Origin of the sequence: Neobacillus vireti (assembly GCF_036962465.1) — a bacterium.
Classification (GTDB): domain Bacteria; phylum Bacillota; class Bacilli; order Bacillales; family Cytobacillaceae; genus Neobacillus; species Neobacillus vireti_B.
On sequence record NZ_JBALNF010000027.1, the window covers coordinates 74,630 to 92,966 of the forward strand.

Below are 18,337 nucleotides of genomic sequence, written 5' to 3' on the forward strand. Positions count from 1 at the left end.
TTAATTAATTTTAATTATATAACAGGTGTATGTTATTTTCCAGCATCTGTTGAAAAATTTTCTATGAATTATTTTCTGTTGAATATGCATTGAAAACGAAACGATTTGAAAAAAAATAGGCTCTTTTAATTTAAAAAATAACAAGAGGCTAGACCATAAAAAAAGGACATGCCCCTATGGACTCCTGTTTTAAGTTTGTTTCTTCCACGCCTTATTTTATTGTTTGACAGCCGAAATGAAGTGGATTTTTCAGAATTATAGATAATAAAAAAATGTATGCGTACATAAATGTAATAGGAGGATGAAATAAAGGGGCAAAAGAATTGACTGAAGTAGCTAAAGTTTTTTTTATAACCTTAGTAAGTGACATTGATAATTTGTTAATTTTAGGGACTATTTTACGTAGGTATACACATTTAAAAATCACCTTGCCTGCTATTATTGTTCTTACCCTCTCGCGGGCTATCTATGTTATTATCATCAAGAGTATTTTAGGTGTCCCAATGCTGCAGCTATCGATGGGCATCATCTTGCTTTTGATTGCTTTTAAACTTGTTCGAAAATCAATCGACGGAGAACCTTTAACAAGGCCTTTCAATCAATCTATCTTTTTAAAAATAAAAGTCCTATCTATTCTAGCGGCTACAGACTTTTTAATTTGTCTTGACAGTGTAGTCATTATTGTAGGGATATCTCAACATGTTGAAGCCGTAACACTTGGAATCTTTTCAAGTCTTTTAGTTTCGCTTCTATTCCTCCCATTCGTTGTAAAGCTCGCCACAAGCTTTTTTTGGATTAATATTATTGCGGGAGCTTTTATTGCCCAAAATGCTGTAATTGGCATGCTGAAGGATCCCATTTTAGCTGGTTGGCTAAGTACAATTAATAAGCTTTTTCCGCATACCAATGTAATCAATATGACGGCAAATGGGGCGATCATTATTTTTATTGTTATCGGGGTCTATTCGTATATAAAGCATCAAAGAATCATATTCCATAAATGGAAATGATTCTTCCTTCCTACCCAGTAAATTGGACTCCCCTACCATTTTGCTAATTTGATAAATCAACAGCATTTTTTAGGAATTTGCTTCATACATAAAAGAATGGTGATAGAACTAACCTACAATATCCCCAAGGAGGACTATAATGATTCAGCAAACAGTGAAAATTAATAACAGAGCAGGATTATACGCCCAACCGGTCAATCAATTGGTTCAAGCAGCTTCGCAATTTAATTCGGATATTTTTCTTACCCACAAAGGAAGAACGGTTAATGTAAAGTCGGTTCTCGGCGTTTTATCTTTAGCCATTCCAAAGCAGGCAGAAATTACTTTAGAGGTTTCCGGCGATGACGAAAACGAGGCAATCAATGCTGTAATACAAACATTAAAGAAGTTTGAACAATAGGACAAAAAAAACAGCTAGGGATCCGCACCTAGCTGTTTTTTATATCCAAGTTTACCATGCTGGGATTCATTAGTTTAAATAAGTATGTAAATAAATCTAACAAGAAACTTGGAGATACCTTTTTTTAAGCCTATACTAGACTTGTGACATTACTCCTTGAATGAAAGCCATAGTGAGGGAAGGCACTTTGGTTTTCTTTTTTTTCGATCAAATATTTTGTCTTCGTTTTTGTCTATTTCTTTGTAATTCGCTTTGTTTCCATATATATTTTTGCATATATACTCTAAGTACATCTTTCATTGACTTTCCGTTATTCTCGACGGCATCCCGAAAATTATCTCTAATGTTTTCAGGAATTTCGATACTTAGACGGACAGTTTGTATCTTTTCCTCATTTCTATTTATTTTCGATTTACATTTGTGTATCTGCTGCATTAGTTATCCTCCTGTATAAGTTCTCATCAATACACACTACGATTAAAATAGTCGTAAGAGAGTAAAAATTGAAAATATTTATGGACCATACTATCTTAACAACTGAAAACGGATACAGTTTTATTTTTTCATCGACAAATTTCGACATTTATGATCGGTAACTGCTTCTTGCGAAATCATGGAAAAACGCTGCCTTTTTTAGCAGCGTCATCGGTATGCATTGGTTTTATGGTTAAACAGTTTGATGGTTTAATCTTTCTAGCTCTTCTTCAATTCTTGCTGTATCGATCCGTTCGAATAATGGTTCAACGTTAGATAAACATTCCGTTTCAACTCCGAAAGATTTCCAATTTATTTCTATTATATTTAACATTTTTTTGACCTTTTCACTTGAAAAAGGAAGGAATGGAGTCAAGACATGCGCTAGGTTCCCTATAAGATAGACGCAATTTGCTAAGGTTTGTTTACATGACTCAGGATCTTCGTGTACCTGTTTCCATGGCTGCTGTTCGTCAAAATATTTATTTGCGAATCTAACTAATTCAAAAATCTTTTCCAATCCCTGTTTGAAAGATGTACGTTCAATAGAGTTTCCAACTTCTTCGTACAAATGATTAACAATATCCTGAATGGAAAGTGTAACGTCCTTTTTAGGGATAACTCCATCGAAAGACTTTACTATAAACTTCAATGTGCGATTTACGAAGTTCCCGTAAGCACCCAATAATTCGCTGTTATGGCTATAGATAAATTCCTTCCACGAAAAATCAGCATCACGGCTTTCCGGTGCATTAATTGTTAAAAAGTAACGGATAGAATCAGGTTCATATCGTTCTAACATATCTGGAACCCAAACGGCCCAATTCTTACTCGTAGATAATTTTTTCTTTTCCAGCGTAAGATACTCATTAGAAACGATATGTGTCGGTAATGGTTGTATTTCTAGCCCTGCCAGAATTCCTGCCCATATAATAGAATGGAATGGGATATTATCCTTTCCGTGTACATAATAAGATCTAGCAGAAGATTCCCAAAAGCCTGAGTCATTTTGATTCGTTTCTTTTGCCCATAGCTTACTGGCCGTATAATACCCTGAAACGGCTTCAATCCATACGTAGATTTTCTTATCCTCATAACCTGGTACCGGAACACTTACCCCAATAGGCAGATCCCTTGAAACGGCTCGATCTTGCAAGCCTTCTTTTAAATATCTTTTGGTCAACGATATTGCATTTTCACGCCATAGATGATTTTTTTCAGCTTGCTGAGTATGGTTTTCCAAAATAGTTTGAAAGGAACTTAACGAAAAGTAAAAATGCTCTGTTTTTCTTGTCGTAGGCGTATGCCCGCAAATTTTGCATTTTCTATTTAGTAATTCGAGTGATTCTAACACACTTGAACAAAAATCACATTGGTCTCCACGCGCCTGTGCCCCACAAATTGGACAAATCCCTTCCACATAGCGATCAGGTAAAAATTGCTGATCATATTCACAATAGGTTTGCTCTATTTCTTTTTTGTAGATAAGATTCTTTTCAAGTAAAGCTAAAAATATCGCTTGAACAATTTTATGATGATGTGCTGTATCGGTTCTTGTATACATGTCGTAGGAAAATCCTAATCTTGAAAAACAGTCTGCAAATTCTTGGTGGTAACGATCCGCAATCACTTGTGGAGACACCCCTTCTTGTTTTGCTCTAATGGTTATCGGTGTTCCATTACAATCGCTGCCTGATACATATAAAACCTCTTCTCCTTTTATACGGTAATATCTCGCTAAAATATCACCAGGTAACAAACTTGAAATGTGGCCAAGATGTAATGAGCCATTCGCATACGCCCAAGCACCTCCGATAAAAATACTCAAAATGATACCTCCCACTATTAATTTAATAAAAACAAAAAAACCCCGTCCATAACTGTTAATAGTTAAGGACGAGGTTTATATTCCACGTGATACCACCTTATTTCACAAATGGCTTACACCATTTGCCTCAGCAAGTACGGAGCTAAAAAACGCTGCTCATATACCGTGGCATTGATAACGAGTGCCAACACTCGTCGTATCCTACTAATACATATCGTATGTTCAGTACGAAGCTCAGAGACCATTGTTCAAATGATTGCTTTTGCTTCTTTTCAGCTTCCGAAGCTCTCTGTGGAAAAACAAATTCATTCTACTTTTTCTCATCATTGCCTTTATTTGTTAATTAACAATTAGTTTATTGAATTTTAAACATGAAGTCAATAAAAATTTTCTCTTGTTTATAAAAGACATAGATTTACCTGGAGGTTTAGAAGCAAAAGAACCGTCCCCATGCTTCTTATTTATTTTTCCCCTTACCTTTACCTTCGCCTTTACCTTTTTCTTTTTGTTTTTTCCATCCTTCTGAGTGATTTTTCTTGACTTCATTAATTTTTTCACTGTTTTTTGGTGTGGCTTTTTCTTCTTTGTTTTTGGGTTTAACTGGGACTTCTGCAGAACTGTTCCCTTTTATATATAATTCATTATTTACTCGATAAACACTGTTTGGCTGCTGGAAAGTGGAAGGATCTGTTCCAAAGGATTGCATCATCGCTTTGAACATATATTGGGCAATTTTTGTCGTATTACCTGCCATGTAGTTACCTGATCCGTTTTGTGCATATCCTGTCCAGACTGCCATGGTGTATTGTGGTGTGTATCCAGCAAACCAGCTATCATTAGTCGCTGTGTTTGGATAACCGTATTTTGCACGAGTCTTTGTATCAAAGTTGGTTGTTCCTGTTTTCCCGGCAACATCTAGTCCAGGAACATTGGCTGTAGTACCTGTCCCTGTATTTACGACAGAACGCAACATGTCGGTTATCATATAAGCAGTGTAGTCTTGCATGACACGCTGTGACTTTTCGGCAAAATTAACAGCCTTACCATTCGGAAAAACAACTTTTTGGACAAAATGCGGCTTATTGTAGACACCATCGTTTCCAAAAGCACTGTAGGCTCCTGCCATTTCAACAGGACTGACGGTATTACTGCCAATTGAATAAGATTCATAAACCTGGTCATTTTTAAATTTAATGCCGAGTTGCTCTGCAAAACTCTTGGACTTATCAAGTCCGACTTCTCTAAGTGTGAGAAGCGCAGGAATATTATAAGATTTTTCAAGGGCTGTCCTAATCGTCAGTAATCCGTGATATTGGTGATCCCAGTTTGAAATAGGCTGACCAGTTGAATAGAAGGTCTCTTGGTCATTAATCTTATGAGCAGTCGACCATTTTAACTTTTCAATCGCTGGACCATAATCAAAAATAGGTTTAAATGAGGAACCAGGTTGACGTTTGAGATTGACTGCAAGGTTATTCCCGAGGAATTGTGCTTTATAGTCATTCCGGCCACTTCCAATCGCCCTTACTTCTCCTGTTTTGGTATCTAGAAAGACAAAAGCTCCCTGAAAATTAGAATCTGGATAAGCAATAATTTCATTGGTATTTATCATTTTGTCGGCATAATCCTGTGCCCTTGGATCCAGCGTGGTATAAATAGATAATCCGTCCTTACTGATGTCTACATCCTTAAGTTTTCCCTTTACTTCTTTTACAGCTGCGTCCAAAAATGCTTCATAGGGCATACTTTGCTGCGTATTTTTCGCTGTAAGTCCCTCTGTTACGGAAACTTTTGATGCTTCCTGCATTTGTTTTTCTGTTATATACCCATCTCTAAGCATTGAACTTAAAACAATATTGCGGCGCTTGGTGGCTGCTTGTTTGTTTTCCGGTTTTGTTGGATCATAATTATTCGGACTCTGTGGCAGTCCAGCTAGCATAGCTGCTTGTGCGAGCGATAATTTTTTCAAATCGTTAGCTTCAACACCATAGTAATTCTTCGCTGCTGCTGCAACCCCATAAGATCGGTTACCAAGATAAATCTTGTTTAAATACATCATTAAAATATCATGCTTGGAATATTTTTGTTCTAACTGATACGCCAAGTCCCATTCCTGGACTTTTCGCTTTAATGTTTTCTCGGGAGTCAGAAACGAGTTCTTAATTACCTGCTGTGTAATCGTACTTCCTCCTTGTGAGCCAAAATCTCCCGTTAAATTCACTAAAATAGCCTTGGCAGTCCTTTTTAAGTCAATACCGTGATGATCATAAAAATGGGAATCCTCCGTGGCAATAAATGCTTCCTCAAGCACTTTTGGGACTTGATCATACGTAATTTTAGTTCGCTTCTCTTTTCCATATTCATATAAAAAATTCCCGTCTTTATCATAAAACTTTGTCGAAAGTGGATCGACCAGTTTAGAAGAATCCAACTTAGGGACATTTTTTATCATAGAAGCAAAAGTAATCGCTCCTGCTCCTGTTGACACGAGACCTAGCACTAGACAGGCGATGATTATTTTTTTTAGCATCGACCCTTTTTTTGGTAATCGATTGTTCTTTTGTTGATTTTGTCTCGCTTTTTCAGCTGCTTTTCGTTCTTCACGAGATTGATAAGTTTCTTCTGACATTCTACTACTCTCCCCTATACATAGTTACTCAAAGTTGATTTAAGAGGCATTTTTTAGTTACAACATATGGATGAGGTTATATTTTAGCCGATTTTGTTCATTTACACGAATATAACGGATTAAGGAACTATTAATCCAGTAATCTCCTTGGCTGTCTCTGGCGAGAAAATATTTCCGTTGTTCAATTTTTTCTAGTATCTCTTGAACAACCTCTTCCTTTTTAGTATCGGTCTCTTTCAGTATTCTTTCTCGTTTAATATCATTCTCTAAGGTATAACACACTACAAATTCCTTCAAAAAACTCTCCCCTATTCCCTTGTTTACACAGTTGATGATGAAATATATATTAATGTAGAAAGCTGACTTTTTTTTACGAAAGAAAGGGAACATCCACCCTTTATTAAGCTATATATAGAAGTTCGTAAGAAATTCATTTTTTATGAGGGAATCTGACTTGAAATTTCATTCTGTTAATAATACAGTTAAGCGAATAAAAAAAAATCGACCAATTGGCCGATTTTTTCATAAATCTTAATAAATCTTATCTCCATTGAAAATGGAATTCTTCACAATAACATAATCTACATTTCGAATGGCTGAGAGTTTGTTACCGCCAGCATAGGAAATGGAAGATTGCAGATCCTGCTCCATTTCCACTAGGGTATCATGTAAAGACCCCTTAAATTTCACATACATTTTTTTACCTTCAACATTTTTTTTCTCGCCTTTTTGGAACTCGGAGGCTGAACCAAAATATTCCTTATATAGCTCTCCGTCTTTTTCTACTGTTTCTCCTGGAGATTCTTCATGTCCAGCAAACAAAGAACCGATCATTACCATCGATGCGCCAAATCGAATCGATTTGGCGATATCCCCATGAGTTCGGATGCCTCCATCAGCAATTATAGGCTTGCTTGCTGCTTTTGCACACCATCTTAGTGCAGCTAATTGCCAGCCGCCCGTACCAAATCCAGTTTTTATTTTAGTAATACAAACCTTACCTGGTCCAATGCCGACTTTTGTAGCATCTGCACCTGCATGCTCCAATTCTCTTACTGCTTCAGGTGTTCCAACATTTCCCGCAATTACAAAACTTCCAGGAAGGTGTTTCTTGATATGCTGAATCATATTGATCACAGCATTGGAATGTCCATGTGCAATATCAATGGTAATGTATTCAGGTGTAAGATTTTCTTCTGCTAATTCTTTAATAAAACGATACTCATCTTCTTTTACGCCCACACTAATCGAAGCATACAATCCTCTAGCTTGCATGTCTTTAACAAAATCCAAGCGCTTCTCTGGCTGAAAACGATGCATAATATAGAAGTAATTATTTTCTGCTAAGTAAACGGCAATCTTCTCATCTATAATCGTCTGCATATTTGCAGGCACAACTGGCAGCTTAAATGTACGGCCGCCAAATGTAACGGTTGTATCACATTCAGTACGGCTGTTTACGATCGATTTTGCTGGTACAAGCTGAATATCCTCATAGTCAAATACATTATCCATGTGTGTTTTCACTCCATATTTTAAGTTTTGTACTTTGAATTCATTTTTTAAGTAAAAATAATTTAGTTAATAAAAATAGTTTTCCGAAAGTGAACAGTTTCATCCTCTTATTCATAATTGAGTTTTAATACTTTTTATCTCAAACCCAAAATTGATTGTATAACACGAATATTGGTTTGTCAATTATTAATATTGTTCGTCTTTTAGACAAAAAGAAACCTTTCAAGCTAAAAATAAAACTTTTTCGCGATAATTGAACATATAGGCTGATAATTCTAATATTTCTTCAATAGTCAGGTATTATGATAGTCTTAATTGATTCAAGGCCGGACATAACAACAATAAAAAAGAAGGTACCCTAAAAGCAATTGGGTACCTTCTTTCTTATTAATTTAAACTATTTCTATAAACATAAGGGTCATTCGGCTTTGGAATGGTTTTGTAACTTGTCACTTTTAAAACAGGTATTTTGGTTTTCATTTGTGGATAATAGACTGTATCCATGGTTCCTGTCATCTGATACCACTGGTCATTTGGGATATGAATATTGTTCGGGAATTGAATCATCAAACCAAAAGCTCCCGAGTCTGCGACACAGTGAATCATCCCGAATCGAAGTAAAAATAGTTGGTTGGATTGTAACCCAGGGCCATTGTAAGTAAATCCTTTCATAGTGAGAGTTTTCCCTACAAAATCCCCTGAAAAATTATAAAGCACTTCTAACCCGACTAAATAGTCTTTATCTGTTAAAGTAATATTATTTTTTGGAATATAAGACTTAGACTCTTTCCTGACTAAATCCGTAAAATCAGATTGGTTCATGAATTTACTCATATCAGGATTCAGAACCTGATGGGTTCCGTACTTATCACTTCCGTCTTCTAATGTTGGAAATGAAAATCCCTTGGCATTCACTAACTGTGAATCAAGAGTTGCCACCGGCAAAACTACGCCAGTAATAGCAGGAATTAACACAAGAGAGTATGCCAAGAATTTTTTTATTTTTTTCCCAGCAGATGGTTTCTTTATTTCGTGATCATGCTCATGGTCATGATGGTCATGATGCTCGTGGTTACAATCACAATCATGTTCTTTTTCTTTCTTCTCTCCAGATGACCATAATTTAATCCCTTCGACAACTGTAAGTATGAACAAAATAACGATCATACTCTCCGATAAGAAGCTATATTTCATGTTTATATATTTTGAAATGTTTCCTGTGACATGCAGCATAAAAAACAAGTTTGTAGTAAGTATTAAAATAAGGACTTTAAACATCATCCAACATCCTTTACAAAAGAAGTGAACCAATGAATACAAATGACGAAATTAATGAAACTAATAGAAGAGCAAATCTTGCTTTAAAAGACCCAAACATCATCAGTAAATTTTTAATATCTACCATATTGCCAAACACTAAGAAAGAAACGATTGAAGTTTGGGGAAAAAAATTACGAAAAGATGCCGCTACAAAAGCATCTGCTTCCGAACAAACAGATAGGATAAAAGCTAAAACCATCATAACCAATATTGCAGTTACATGTGTACCTCCCAGCGTTGTTAATATCCGTGTAGGTACATAAACTTGCATAGTAGATGCAAGAAGTGCACCCAGCACTACGTATTTTCCCATATTAAAAAATTCGTCAATAGTATGGTTAAGAACACTCAACAATTTTTGTCTAGTATTCTGGTGAGAATGATCGTGAACATGTACTTCATTATTTTCTTTTAGTGGATTGTCCTTTATGACAAAAGATAATACAAGTCCCACTAAAATTGAAACACCGATTGCTAACCCTGCTCGGTACCCTACCATCGTCCAGCTATCACCGAATGCAATAAAAGTTGCAAATAAAACAATCGGATTGATAATTGGACCAGAAAGCATAAAGGAAATTGCTGCATGAGGGGCCAGTCCTTTTTTTATTAACCGTGAAACGATAGGAACAATCCCACATTCACATCCAGGAAATAATACTCCCATAAAACTAGCAGCAACAACAGATAAATATCTATTTTTGGGTAGAATTCTAAGCAGTGTATTTTCAGAAACAAAAACTTCTATCAGGGCAGAAATAAAAGCCCCAACGACTATAAATGGGAATGCTTCAATGATAATACTGATAAAAATCGTATTCAGTTGTAATAATCGATCCATGCAAATTCCTCCTGTGATCTAACACAATTGGTTTCTTTAAAAAAACAACTACTATCATATCAAAATGATCATGAATTTGATATGTTTTGATTTTCCATATGAGTAAATAGTTTTCCCATCAAAATATATTAAACTATCTTTGTGACGAAAATGTTAACAATTCAAAAGTATTTTCATTAACAACTAATAATTAGAAATAAAAAATCCAGACAATTATGGCTGGATTTCTCTGTATAAGCTATTTTTAGTTGTATATTCACTTTTGTAATAGGAAACGGAACCCGTTACCTTCGTGCGGTCCTCACTTTTTCGACTTACACCCGATTCTGGAAATTTCAACTGATTCCACTGTTTCTTTTATTCAGCAGCTTTATTACCTGCTCCTTAGGGTTCCAGCAATCAAATTTATAGTTCGTTTTTGTTTCATAACCTAACCGGCTGCAAAAATAAGTAATTCCTACTGATTTTTTCTCTATTTTAAAATGACGGCATGTCGCACAGCAATGGAAATCTTTATCTTTCATAGACACCAGCACCTTTACATCTTAAAAATAACAGGAAAAAAACTTGTGATTTTTTTACCTGTTATTTATATAGTTTATACTTTCAATCCGGAATTGTAAGCTATTTGTTTAGCCCTTTTTATTATGGAATCCACAAACATTTGACTGCGATGTAAGTCCAGTATTTGTGGAAGCAGTTCCACTTTCAACGTTGCAGCAAGGTTGGTGTGAACGTATAACATATCCCGGAACAAATCGACTGCACCACAATAGTTCGGATAAAAGCTATCTCCCGTACCGAAAACGGCTGTGACCAGGTCTTTATTGTCAAGCTCCTCAAAGCCCTGATAAAGTTTGCACATCTCTTTAGGGATTTCACCATCTCCCCATGTATAAGTTCCAATCGCGATGGCATCAAAGATACTTAGAAACGCAAGGGAAAAATCTTCAATCCTATAAATGTACACATCCACTGAACGGCCGATCAAGTTTTTATAAATCATCTCGGCTAATTCTTTGGTGTTTCCGGTAACAGACGAATAAACAATGGCAATCTTCATCTTATAATTCGTCAAACCCGTTGGACTGTGAAACTTTTGAGTAGGTTCTTGATTTTTGCTCAAAGAAATCCGACTTCGTCTCATTTACCATGTCATCGCCAAACACCTGGATCCATGGCATAGGGTTTATTTTTTCAGGATAAAGGTTGTTCAATCCCAACTGTCTCAACCGTTTATTGGCAAGATACTCGACATACTCTTCAAATTCTTGTAAATCAATACCCTTTATTTCAGCTAAGATGTAGTGCGCCCACTCTTTTTCAAGTTCAACCGCCTGCCCAATTGTTTGATACACATAGTTGATATTTTCCTCTGTATGAAGGTCAGGATTTTCCGTTAAAAGAATACGGATAAACTGGGCAATAAAGTAGGCATGCTGCATTTCATCACGTTGAATATAACTGATCATGGTACTCGTTTTCAGCATTTTTTGCTGGCGAGCTAAATGATAGAAAAAGGCAAACCCGGCGTAAAAATAAATCCCTTCCAGATTGATAGAATTCACACCTAACTGAAATAGCGATTGTGGCGTTGGACTCTCGCGAAAATTTTCATACGCATCCAAAATCAATTGATTTCTCTTCCTAACAATTGGATCCATTTTGGCTTGATTGAAACGCTCATTTTGTTCGCCCGTTGGAACTAATGAGCTTAAGATATAGGAATAGGACTCATTATGGACTGCTTCTTGCTGTGAAATCACAGCAAAGATTGCTTTGAAGCTAGAGTCTGTTACATAATCCATGACCTGACTCATCGTCGGTGTTTGCAGGCTGTCAAGTGAAGCAAGCTGTGTGTTTATTCGCAGGAAAACATCTTTTTCTGCTTCACTTAGGGAATCCCACTGCTTAATATCATCCTGCATATTAATTTCTTGCGCCTTCCAAAAATTTGCAAGCAGGGTTTGATACAAATCATACATTTTTGGATAAGCAATATCGTTCCAATTCAGCAGACCTGAGGACTTTCCATTGATGATTCCAGTTGACTTATTGGGATATTCCGGGTTTAACAGTTTAATTTTGGTTAATGGTGTATGAATCATTTTGTAATTTCCTCCCTTTGTTCATTAACTATGGCATGCTTCGCATTCTTCGATTTCTGATTGAGATGTACTTCTCACATAATAGGTTGTTTTTAAACCTTGCTTCCAGGCTTCCATATGAAGATTCAATAATTCCTTCGCTTTAATGTCATGACGAACATAAAGATTAAAGCTAATTGATTGATCAATGTGCCGCTGACGTGCAGCATTTTGTCGAATGCTCCAAGTCTGATCCAGGACATGTCTCGACCGGCGATAATAGTTATAAGTGTTATGATCTAAATCAGGTGCGGTGACTTTAAATTTGAAATTCTTCTTTTCTTCCGCGTATTCGACCGCATACAATGGATCAATTCCATCTGTCGACCCACCAATCTTGGCTGTTGAAGAGTTAGGCGCAATCGCCATCATCCAGCCATTTCTCACACCGTATTTGGCAACATCCTCTTTCAACTGATCCCACCGATCACTCTTATACCCTTTCCGCACAAAATACCGTCCTGTTTGCCATTCTGATCCAGCAAACTTACTATAAAAGCCTTTTTCCTTTGCTAACTGCATCGAAGAACGAATGGTAAAGTAGGCAATATCCTCGTAAAGCTGATCGGCAAAGGAAACCGCCTGATCTGATTCCCAGAAAATCCCCTCTAATGCCAAGAGGTGATGCCAGCCAAATGTTCCCAAGCCAATGGCACGATATTTTTTATTGGTTATTTCTGCTTGTCCAACAGAAATAGTATTAAGATCAATCACGTTATCTAGCATTCTTACCTGAATGGCAATTACTCGTTCTAAAACATGTACTGACTTTGGAAGATTAATAGATGAAAGATTACAAACAACAAAATCCCCAGGTTTTCGTACGATTACAATATTTCCAACTTCATCCTTAAATTCTTTGACAATGGTGGTTGCAGACATGTTTTGGGCAATCTCCGTACACAAATTACTGCAAAAAATAGACGTACGTCCTATACCTAGAATATGTTTATTAGGATTTTGCCGATTGACCTCATCCCGATAAAACATATACGGCGTCCCTGTTTCTAATTGAGAAATCATGATTCGCGCCATAATATCCATTGCCCGATACGTTTTCCTTGGGAGTAGAGGATGTCCTACCGCTTCTTCGTATTTTTCAGTAAAGAATTTTTCATCCAGCTCGTCATAAAAATCTTCTAAACCAAGAGGGTTACCGTCTTCATCCTTCCAGCCCATGATTTGTTTGACTTGATGAGGGCAAAAAGTATGCCATTCTCCCACACTTCGCCCATTTTCATCGACTTCTTCCAGTTTTTTCATAAATAAATCTGGAATGGACACTCCGGTAAAAATATCATGTGCCTTTCGTCTTTCGTCACCATTGTTTGTTTTCAAATCTAAAAAGCCATTCATCATGTCTTTATGAAATACATCTAAGTAAACGGCGATGGCTCCTTGTCTTTGACCGAGTTGGTCGACACTCACAGCCGTATCGTTGATTAGTCTGATCCAAGGAACCACACCGGAGGAATTCCCCTTGAATTTTTTAATATCAGACCCTAACGCACGTACTTTTCCAAGATAAATACCAATGCCGCCGCCATCTTTACTTAGGCGGGCAATGTCCCAATTGTTTAAATAAATCCCGTCTAACGAATCGTCTACCGTATCAATAAAACAGGACGAAAGCTGGCCAAAACTCTTCCCAGCATTCGAGAGTGTCGGGGTTGCAACGGTCATATACAAATTGCTTAATGCCCAGTATGCTTCTTTCACATAGTTTAATCGCTTTTCCCTAGACTCGTTTTTCATCAAGGTCATCGCGATAATCATAAAGCGTTCTTGAGGTAATTCGTAGATTCTTCCCTCGTAGTCTTTCGCTAGATATCTGTCTGCTAATAAAAATAACCCAATATAATTAAATAAATGGTCCTTATCTGGGTCTATTACTGTCCCCAGGTTTTCAATCTCTTCCTTTGTATAATCATTTAATAATTCTTCAGAGTAGATACCTATTTTCGTCAGATATGTAAGTAGGCTATAAAAATTCCCGTATTTTTCAGTTTGATGATATCCTCTATGTTTGGCTGCTTTCTCATATAAATCATTTAAAAATAAGTTTGCCGCCAGAAAAGTCCAGTTTGGATCCTCCATGGAGATTTGATTTAAGGCATAGAGCAGTGATTGTTCGTAACGTGATGACTCTTCTAGCTCTGATATCTTTTTATAAAGCAGGGTGGTGTCTAGTTTGTATTTTTCACTTGCTGTTTTGATGGCTTCTAAAACAGCATCCATCTCTGGATGATTTTTTACAGTCATTTATATTACCCCTTTTTGTGACCGTGGCTCCAGTATTTTGGGGGAGTACGGGCATAAATATTGATTATTTGTGACCGTCACACCTATTTTTTCTGGAACTCGGGCATAATTTACTTTTTTTGTTACCATTGCTTCCCTTTCTCCGGGCTCTAGGGCACAATTAACATTTTTTGTTACCGGATCCCCTCTTCTTCCCACAAACTCGGGCACAATTTCTTTTTCAAGCATGAAAAAACCCATCTTCAGAGAAGATGGGTTTAATAAAACGTGGATTGATCTAGTAAAACAGCAGGATCACTGTATTAGTCAGAATACCCCTCGTTCTATCTTCCCACCTCCCGAAGAAGATAACACGCTATAAAAATGGCAGGTCTCCTGACTTATGCTTCCACCCTACTATAATCCCTTCCCGTCCGAAGACAGTGGATATGATTATTTCGTCAGCATATACAGTTGCGGGTACAGTTCTGGATTTTCACCAGATTCCCTATTATGTCTCAATGGACACCATTTTCATTGGTTATTATCTATATTTAGTATCTTTTTTGAAAAAAAACACTAAATATTGTATATCAACTAATATAGTATACTACTCTTACTTTGACAAGTAATTTATTTTTTCACAACAAGGTTATCTCTCACCTGATGTGCTGCCGCTACCATTACCTCTAGGGCAGCAACAGACTCCTCCAACCCACGGGTTTTCAAACCACAGTCAGGATTTATCCAGAACAGCTTCGGCTCAAGGACTTGAAGAGCCCTCTCAATATTTTTCGTCAGCTCCTCTAGCGCTGGTACCCGAGGACTATGAATATCGTAAACTCCAAGACCAATTCCTTTGTCATAAGTATTTTCTTCGAATGCAGACAGTAATTCACCATGACTGCGGGATGTCTCAATCGAAATGACATCCGCATCGAGGGCATTTATTGCATCGATAATATCTTCAAAATTGGCATAACACATATGCGTATGAATTTGGGTCTCATTTTGAACCGATGTGGTGGCAAGCTTGAAGGCATATACGGCAGCATTCAAATAACTTTCCCAGTTCTCACGCTTTAGGGGCAGTCCTTCACGCAGTGCGGGCTCATCCACTTGAATCATCCGGATTCCATTTTCCTCTAGTATTTCAACTTCTTTGCGAAGTGCAAGGGCAATTTGATTGGCCACCTCATAGCGCGGAATATCATCGCGGACAAACGACCAATTGAGAATCGTAATTGGACCTGTCAACATTCCTTTGACAGGCTTTGTAGTTAACGACTGTGCAAAAATTGTTTCCTTGACGGTCATTGGGACCTGGAAGGAAACATCTCCATATATGAGCGGCGGCTTTACACAGCGGGAGCCGTAGGACTGTACCCAACCGAATTTAGTGAATTGAAATCCAGCTAATTTTTCCCCAAAATATTCAACCATATCTGTCCGCTCAAATTCTCCATGGACCAATACATCTAAGCCTAATTCTTCTTGAATTTTTATCCATTTTTTAATTTCTGTATTGATATATTTCTCATATTCGGCCTCTGTTAACTCGCCTTTACGCCATAGTTGACGCTGTTTTCGGACCTCCTGTGTTTGCGGGAAACTTCCAATAGTTGTTGTTGGAAGTAGTGGTAATTGGAATGCCCTTTCCTGGAGGTCTTGTCGAATCTTAAATGATACTTCACGTTCTGCCCTAAATGATGCCAAGTTTTCAATGTCCTGTTGTACTTGTTGATTGTTTCGGAAGGATGAGTCATTCAAGGCTTTTATCGCTTTGGCACTAGCTTCGATCTCCTCTTGAATTGCGTCCTTCCCTAGACGAAGGCCTTTTGTTAAAACAACAACCTCGTTTAATTTTTCATCTGAAAAAGATAGCATATTTTTTAGTATTTCTTCCAATGCATCTTCACTTTTCACTGTTACAGGCACATGTAATAAACTTGATGAGGGCTGGACAATCAGACGGTCCTTCGAAACAATCTCAGTAATTTCTAAAAGTAACGATGTTTTATCTTCAAGATTGGCACGCCAGATATTCCGGCCATCGATCACACCAGCGGCAAGCACTTTATCTTTTGGGTAACCCCACTTTTTCAAAGAGGCAAGATTCTCACCACGGTCATGGACGAAATCCAAGCCAATTCCCTGAACAGGAAGGGCAATAATCTCTTTGTAATAATCGGTGCTATCAAAGTACGTTTGCAACAGAAGCTTTACTTTTGGTGCTGCCTCATGCAATTGGCGGTAGACAACCGAAATTAGCTCTACCTCTTCTTTGGAAAGGGTTGTCGCTAACATAGGCTCATCGATCTGCACCCATTCCACTCCTTCCGCCTCGAGCTCACTAAGTATTTCAGCATAGAGCGGCACAAACTGTAGAACCATAGTTTTAAAATCACTATACCCTTTTGAAAGTTTCACAAAGGAAACCGGTCCTAATATAACTGGTTTTCCTTCAATTCCCAGTTTTTGTTTTGCCTCTTGATAAAATTGGAGTGGACGGTTATCAACAAGAGTCGGAACAACTCCTTCCAGCTCAGGAACAATATAGTGATAGTTCGTGTTAAACCATTTTGTCATTTCCGCTGCCACGGCATCTTTTCTTCCTCGTGCAATTTCAAAGTATGTTTCTAGCGGCACTTTTCCACCACTATAGTTAAACCGCTTAGGCACCAAACCGAACATTACAGCTGTATCAAGCACATGATCATATACGCTAAAGTCACCGACTGGAATCAAATCTATGCCCTGATCCTTTTGCTTTTGAAGATGCTGCAGGCGAATCTCGCCCATTTGTTTTAAAAATAGTTCTTTTTCTAGTTTTCCTGCCCAAAACTGTTCGAGGACCTTTTTCCACTCTCGTTTTTCTCCAATTCTTGGATAACCTAAATTCGAACTTTTCATCTTGTTTTACATCCCCTTATATGATTCTTTTTTGTCCCAACAAAAAATCTCCCTTTTCAAAAAGAAAAGAGAGATTGATACGCACAGTTAACTAGAATTGAGACAATCAGGTTTTCTCAACACGTATTTCTCACTCCCCCCTATACACCCGTAGAGTCCAAGCGCATACAACAGGCAGGTCTCCTGGCTTAGGTTCATCGCTCCTTATCCCTTCCCATTTCAATTGAAACAGTGGTTTTTTGATAAGTCGCTCACCATTACAGTGGCGGGACCGCGCCGGGTTTTCACCGGTCTTCCCTTTTAAGCTGTGTAAGATCTCACAGCACCTGATGCATTTTATTATGTAATTTTTACAAACATTTTGAATTTAATAGCCATATTAGCATGGATAACGAGGACTGTCAAAATATAATTTCCTAGCCGCTTTAACATTTTGTTATAATGTTGCTATGACAAATTCTTCTAGGAGCAAAATGATGGAATTAACATATGAAGTGATCTTGGATGAAAATATTGATTGCTGTAGAGATTTATGTAATGAACTTATGGTATTCCAAAAAGCAAAGGCAACTAACAAACCTGAATTGTTTGACAGCATGAGTTTTGAAACAAGGATGATTCCGTCCATCAAAAGTGCTCTGCACAATTATACGGTACTAGCAAAAGACGGCGATAAACCAGTTGGTTATGTATACTCCAACATTTCTGCTAAAGAAGCCTATTCCAATGATTTTGCCACTTTTTTTGATCTGTCTTCTGTCAGTAAAAGTAATGTAGGATGTTTATCTAATTTTTATATAAAAGAGGAATACAGGCAATTCGGGATTGGTTCTACACTTTTCAATATGTCAATGGATTGGTTAAAACAATTTGAAGATGTCGAAGATTATTTTATCTTTGTCTCAAATGGCAACACAAATGCTTTGGAATTCTACAAACAAAAAGGCTTTTCGGTCGGTCATGATATTTTGGACGGTTTTATAACTGTTTTACGAAAACATAAGAAAAATATGTTGTAA

General features: G+C 37.2%; 16 protein-coding genes, 2 riboswitches and 1 other annotated feature. Of the genes, 3 read left to right on the forward strand and 13 right to left on the reverse strand.

Translation table 11 applies throughout. The features are described 5' to 3' along the window. Window positions 1-323 precede the first annotated feature (323 nt). Both V7077_RS12410 and V7077_RS12415 read left to right on the forward strand, forming a co-directional pair. On the forward strand, window positions 324-1,010 hold the full coding sequence (locus V7077_RS12410; protein WP_335501911.1) for a TerC family protein: 687 nt from the start codon (window positions 324-326) through the stop codon (window positions 1,008-1,010). 139 nt (window positions 1,011-1,149) lie between these two features. Further along, on the forward strand, window positions 1,150-1,410 hold the full coding sequence (locus V7077_RS12415; protein ID WP_335501912.1) for an HPr family phosphocarrier protein: 261 nt from the start codon (window positions 1,150-1,152) through the stop codon (window positions 1,408-1,410). A 207-nt stretch (window positions 1,411-1,617) separates the two neighbouring features. On the opposite strand, the gene V7077_RS12420 is transcribed toward V7077_RS12415, so the two are convergent. The 13 genes from V7077_RS12420 to metE all read right to left on the reverse strand — a co-directional run bounded on the left by V7077_RS12420 (window position 1,618) and on the right by metE (window position 17,318). Continuing rightward, a complete protein-coding gene (locus V7077_RS12420) occupies window positions 1,618-1,845 on the reverse strand; it encodes a hypothetical protein (protein WP_335501914.1) in 228 nt (75 codons plus the stop codon). A gap of 232 nt (window positions 1,846-2,077) precedes the next feature. Further along, entirely contained in the window at window positions 2,078-3,712 is a 1,635-nt protein-coding gene (metG, locus tag V7077_RS12425) for a methionine--tRNA ligase (protein WP_335501916.1), read from the reverse strand. Window positions 3,713-3,773: 61 nt separating this feature from the next. Next, window positions 3,774-4,048 (reverse strand) — a binding site (T-box leader). A gap of 121 nt (window positions 4,049-4,169) precedes the next feature. Next, window positions 4,170-6,341, reverse strand: coding sequence for a transglycosylase domain-containing protein (locus V7077_RS12430; RefSeq protein ID WP_335501919.1), 2,172 nt, complete (start codon window positions 6,339-6,341; stop codon window positions 4,170-4,172). A gap of 57 nt (window positions 6,342-6,398) precedes the next feature. Then, window positions 6,399-6,638: a hypothetical protein gene (locus tag V7077_RS12435; protein ID WP_335501921.1), complete on the reverse strand. Its 240-nt coding sequence runs from the start codon at window positions 6,636-6,638 to the stop codon at window positions 6,399-6,401. A 234-nt stretch (window positions 6,639-6,872) separates the two neighbouring features. Further along, window positions 6,873-7,856, reverse strand: coding sequence for a GMP reductase (guaC, locus tag V7077_RS12440; RefSeq protein ID WP_335501924.1), 984 nt, complete (start codon window positions 7,854-7,856; stop codon window positions 6,873-6,875). Window positions 7,857-8,243: 387 nt separating this feature from the next. Next, a complete protein-coding gene (locus tag V7077_RS12445) occupies window positions 8,244-9,134 on the reverse strand; it encodes a TIGR03943 family putative permease subunit (RefSeq protein ID WP_335501926.1) in 891 nt (296 codons plus the stop codon). 13 nt (window positions 9,135-9,147) lie between these two features. Further along, a complete protein-coding gene (locus V7077_RS12450) occupies window positions 9,148-10,035 on the reverse strand; it encodes a permease (protein ID WP_420489643.1) in 888 nt (295 codons plus the stop codon). Between the two features lie 317 nt (window positions 10,036-10,352). Continuing rightward, window positions 10,353-10,541, reverse strand: coding sequence for a hypothetical protein (locus V7077_RS12455; RefSeq protein ID WP_335501930.1), 189 nt, complete (start codon window positions 10,539-10,541; stop codon window positions 10,353-10,355). Window positions 10,542-10,615: 74 nt separating this feature from the next. Beyond that, window positions 10,616-11,080: a flavodoxin domain-containing protein gene (locus V7077_RS12460; RefSeq protein ID WP_335501932.1), complete on the reverse strand. Its 465-nt coding sequence runs from the start codon at window positions 11,078-11,080 to the stop codon at window positions 10,616-10,618. Between the two features lies 1 nt (window position 11,081). Further along, window positions 11,082-12,125 (reverse strand): ribonucleotide-diphosphate reductase subunit beta, encoded by a 1,044-nt coding sequence (locus V7077_RS12465; protein WP_335501934.1) that lies wholly within the window; start codon window positions 12,123-12,125, stop codon window positions 11,082-11,084. Window positions 12,126-12,149: 24 nt separating this feature from the next. Further along, window positions 12,150-14,426, reverse strand: a complete 2,277-nt coding sequence (locus tag V7077_RS12470; RefSeq protein WP_335501936.1) for a ribonucleoside-diphosphate reductase subunit alpha — start codon at window positions 14,424-14,426, stop codon at window positions 12,150-12,152. Beyond that, on the reverse strand, window positions 14,427-14,654 hold the full coding sequence (locus V7077_RS12475) for a hypothetical protein (RefSeq protein WP_335501938.1): 228 nt from the start codon (window positions 14,652-14,654) through the stop codon (window positions 14,427-14,429). Window positions 14,655-14,774: 120 nt separating this feature from the next. Further along, window positions 14,775-14,953: riboswitch (cobalamin riboswitch) on the reverse strand. Between the two features lie 85 nt (window positions 14,954-15,038). Further along, window positions 15,039-17,318 (reverse strand): 5-methyltetrahydropteroyltriglutamate--homocysteine S-methyltransferase, encoded by a 2,280-nt coding sequence (gene metE, locus V7077_RS12480; protein WP_335501941.1) that lies wholly within the window; start codon window positions 17,316-17,318, stop codon window positions 15,039-15,041. A 156-nt stretch (window positions 17,319-17,474) separates the two neighbouring features. Next, window positions 17,475-17,663, reverse strand: a riboswitch (cobalamin riboswitch). 128 nt (window positions 17,664-17,791) lie between these two features. Here metE and V7077_RS12485 point away from each other — a divergent pair. Beyond that, window positions 17,792-18,337, forward strand: a complete 546-nt coding sequence (locus V7077_RS12485; protein ID WP_335501943.1) for a GNAT family N-acetyltransferase — start codon at window positions 17,792-17,794, stop codon at window positions 18,335-18,337.

What these genes read in the sequence shown, in the direction of transcription:
- V7077_RS12415 (WP_335501912.1), top strand. Translation starts at nt 1,150, where the DNA reads ATGATTCAGCAAACAGTGAAAATTAATAACAGAGCAGGATTATACGCC.
- V7077_RS12420 (WP_335501914.1), bottom strand. Translation starts at nt 1,845, where the DNA reads ATGCAGCAGATACACAAATGTAAATCGAAAATAAATAGAAATGAGGAA.
- V7077_RS12430 (WP_335501919.1), bottom strand. Translation starts at nt 6,341, where the DNA reads ATGTCAGAAGAAACTTATCAATCTCGTGAAGAACGAAAAGCAGCTGAA.
- guaC (WP_335501924.1), bottom strand. Translation starts at nt 7,856, where the DNA reads ATGGATAATGTATTTGACTATGAGGATATTCAGCTTGTACCAGCAAAA.
- V7077_RS12445 (WP_335501926.1), bottom strand. Translation starts at nt 9,134, where the DNA reads ATGTTTAAAGTCCTTATTTTAATACTTACTACAAACTTGTTTTTTATG.
- V7077_RS12455 (WP_335501930.1), bottom strand. Translation starts at nt 10,541, where the DNA reads ATGAAAGATAAAGATTTCCATTGCTGTGCGACATGCCGTCATTTTAAA.
- V7077_RS12460 (WP_335501932.1), bottom strand. Translation starts at nt 11,080, where the DNA reads ATGAAGATTGCCATTGTTTATTCGTCTGTTACCGGAAACACCAAAGAA.
- V7077_RS12465 (WP_335501934.1), bottom strand. Translation starts at nt 12,125, where the DNA reads ATGATTCATACACCATTAACCAAAATTAAACTGTTAAACCCGGAATAT.
- V7077_RS12470 (WP_335501936.1), bottom strand. Translation starts at nt 14,426, where the DNA reads ATGACTGTAAAAAATCATCCAGAGATGGATGCTGTTTTAGAAGCCATC.
- V7077_RS12475 (WP_335501938.1), bottom strand. Translation starts at nt 14,654, where the DNA reads ATGCTTGAAAAAGAAATTGTGCCCGAGTTTGTGGGAAGAAGAGGGGAT.
- metE (WP_335501941.1), bottom strand. Translation starts at nt 17,318, where the DNA reads ATGAAAAGTTCGAATTTAGGTTATCCAAGAATTGGAGAAAAACGAGAG.
- V7077_RS12485 (WP_335501943.1), top strand. Translation starts at nt 17,792, where the DNA reads ATGATGGAATTAACATATGAAGTGATCTTGGATGAAAATATTGATTGC.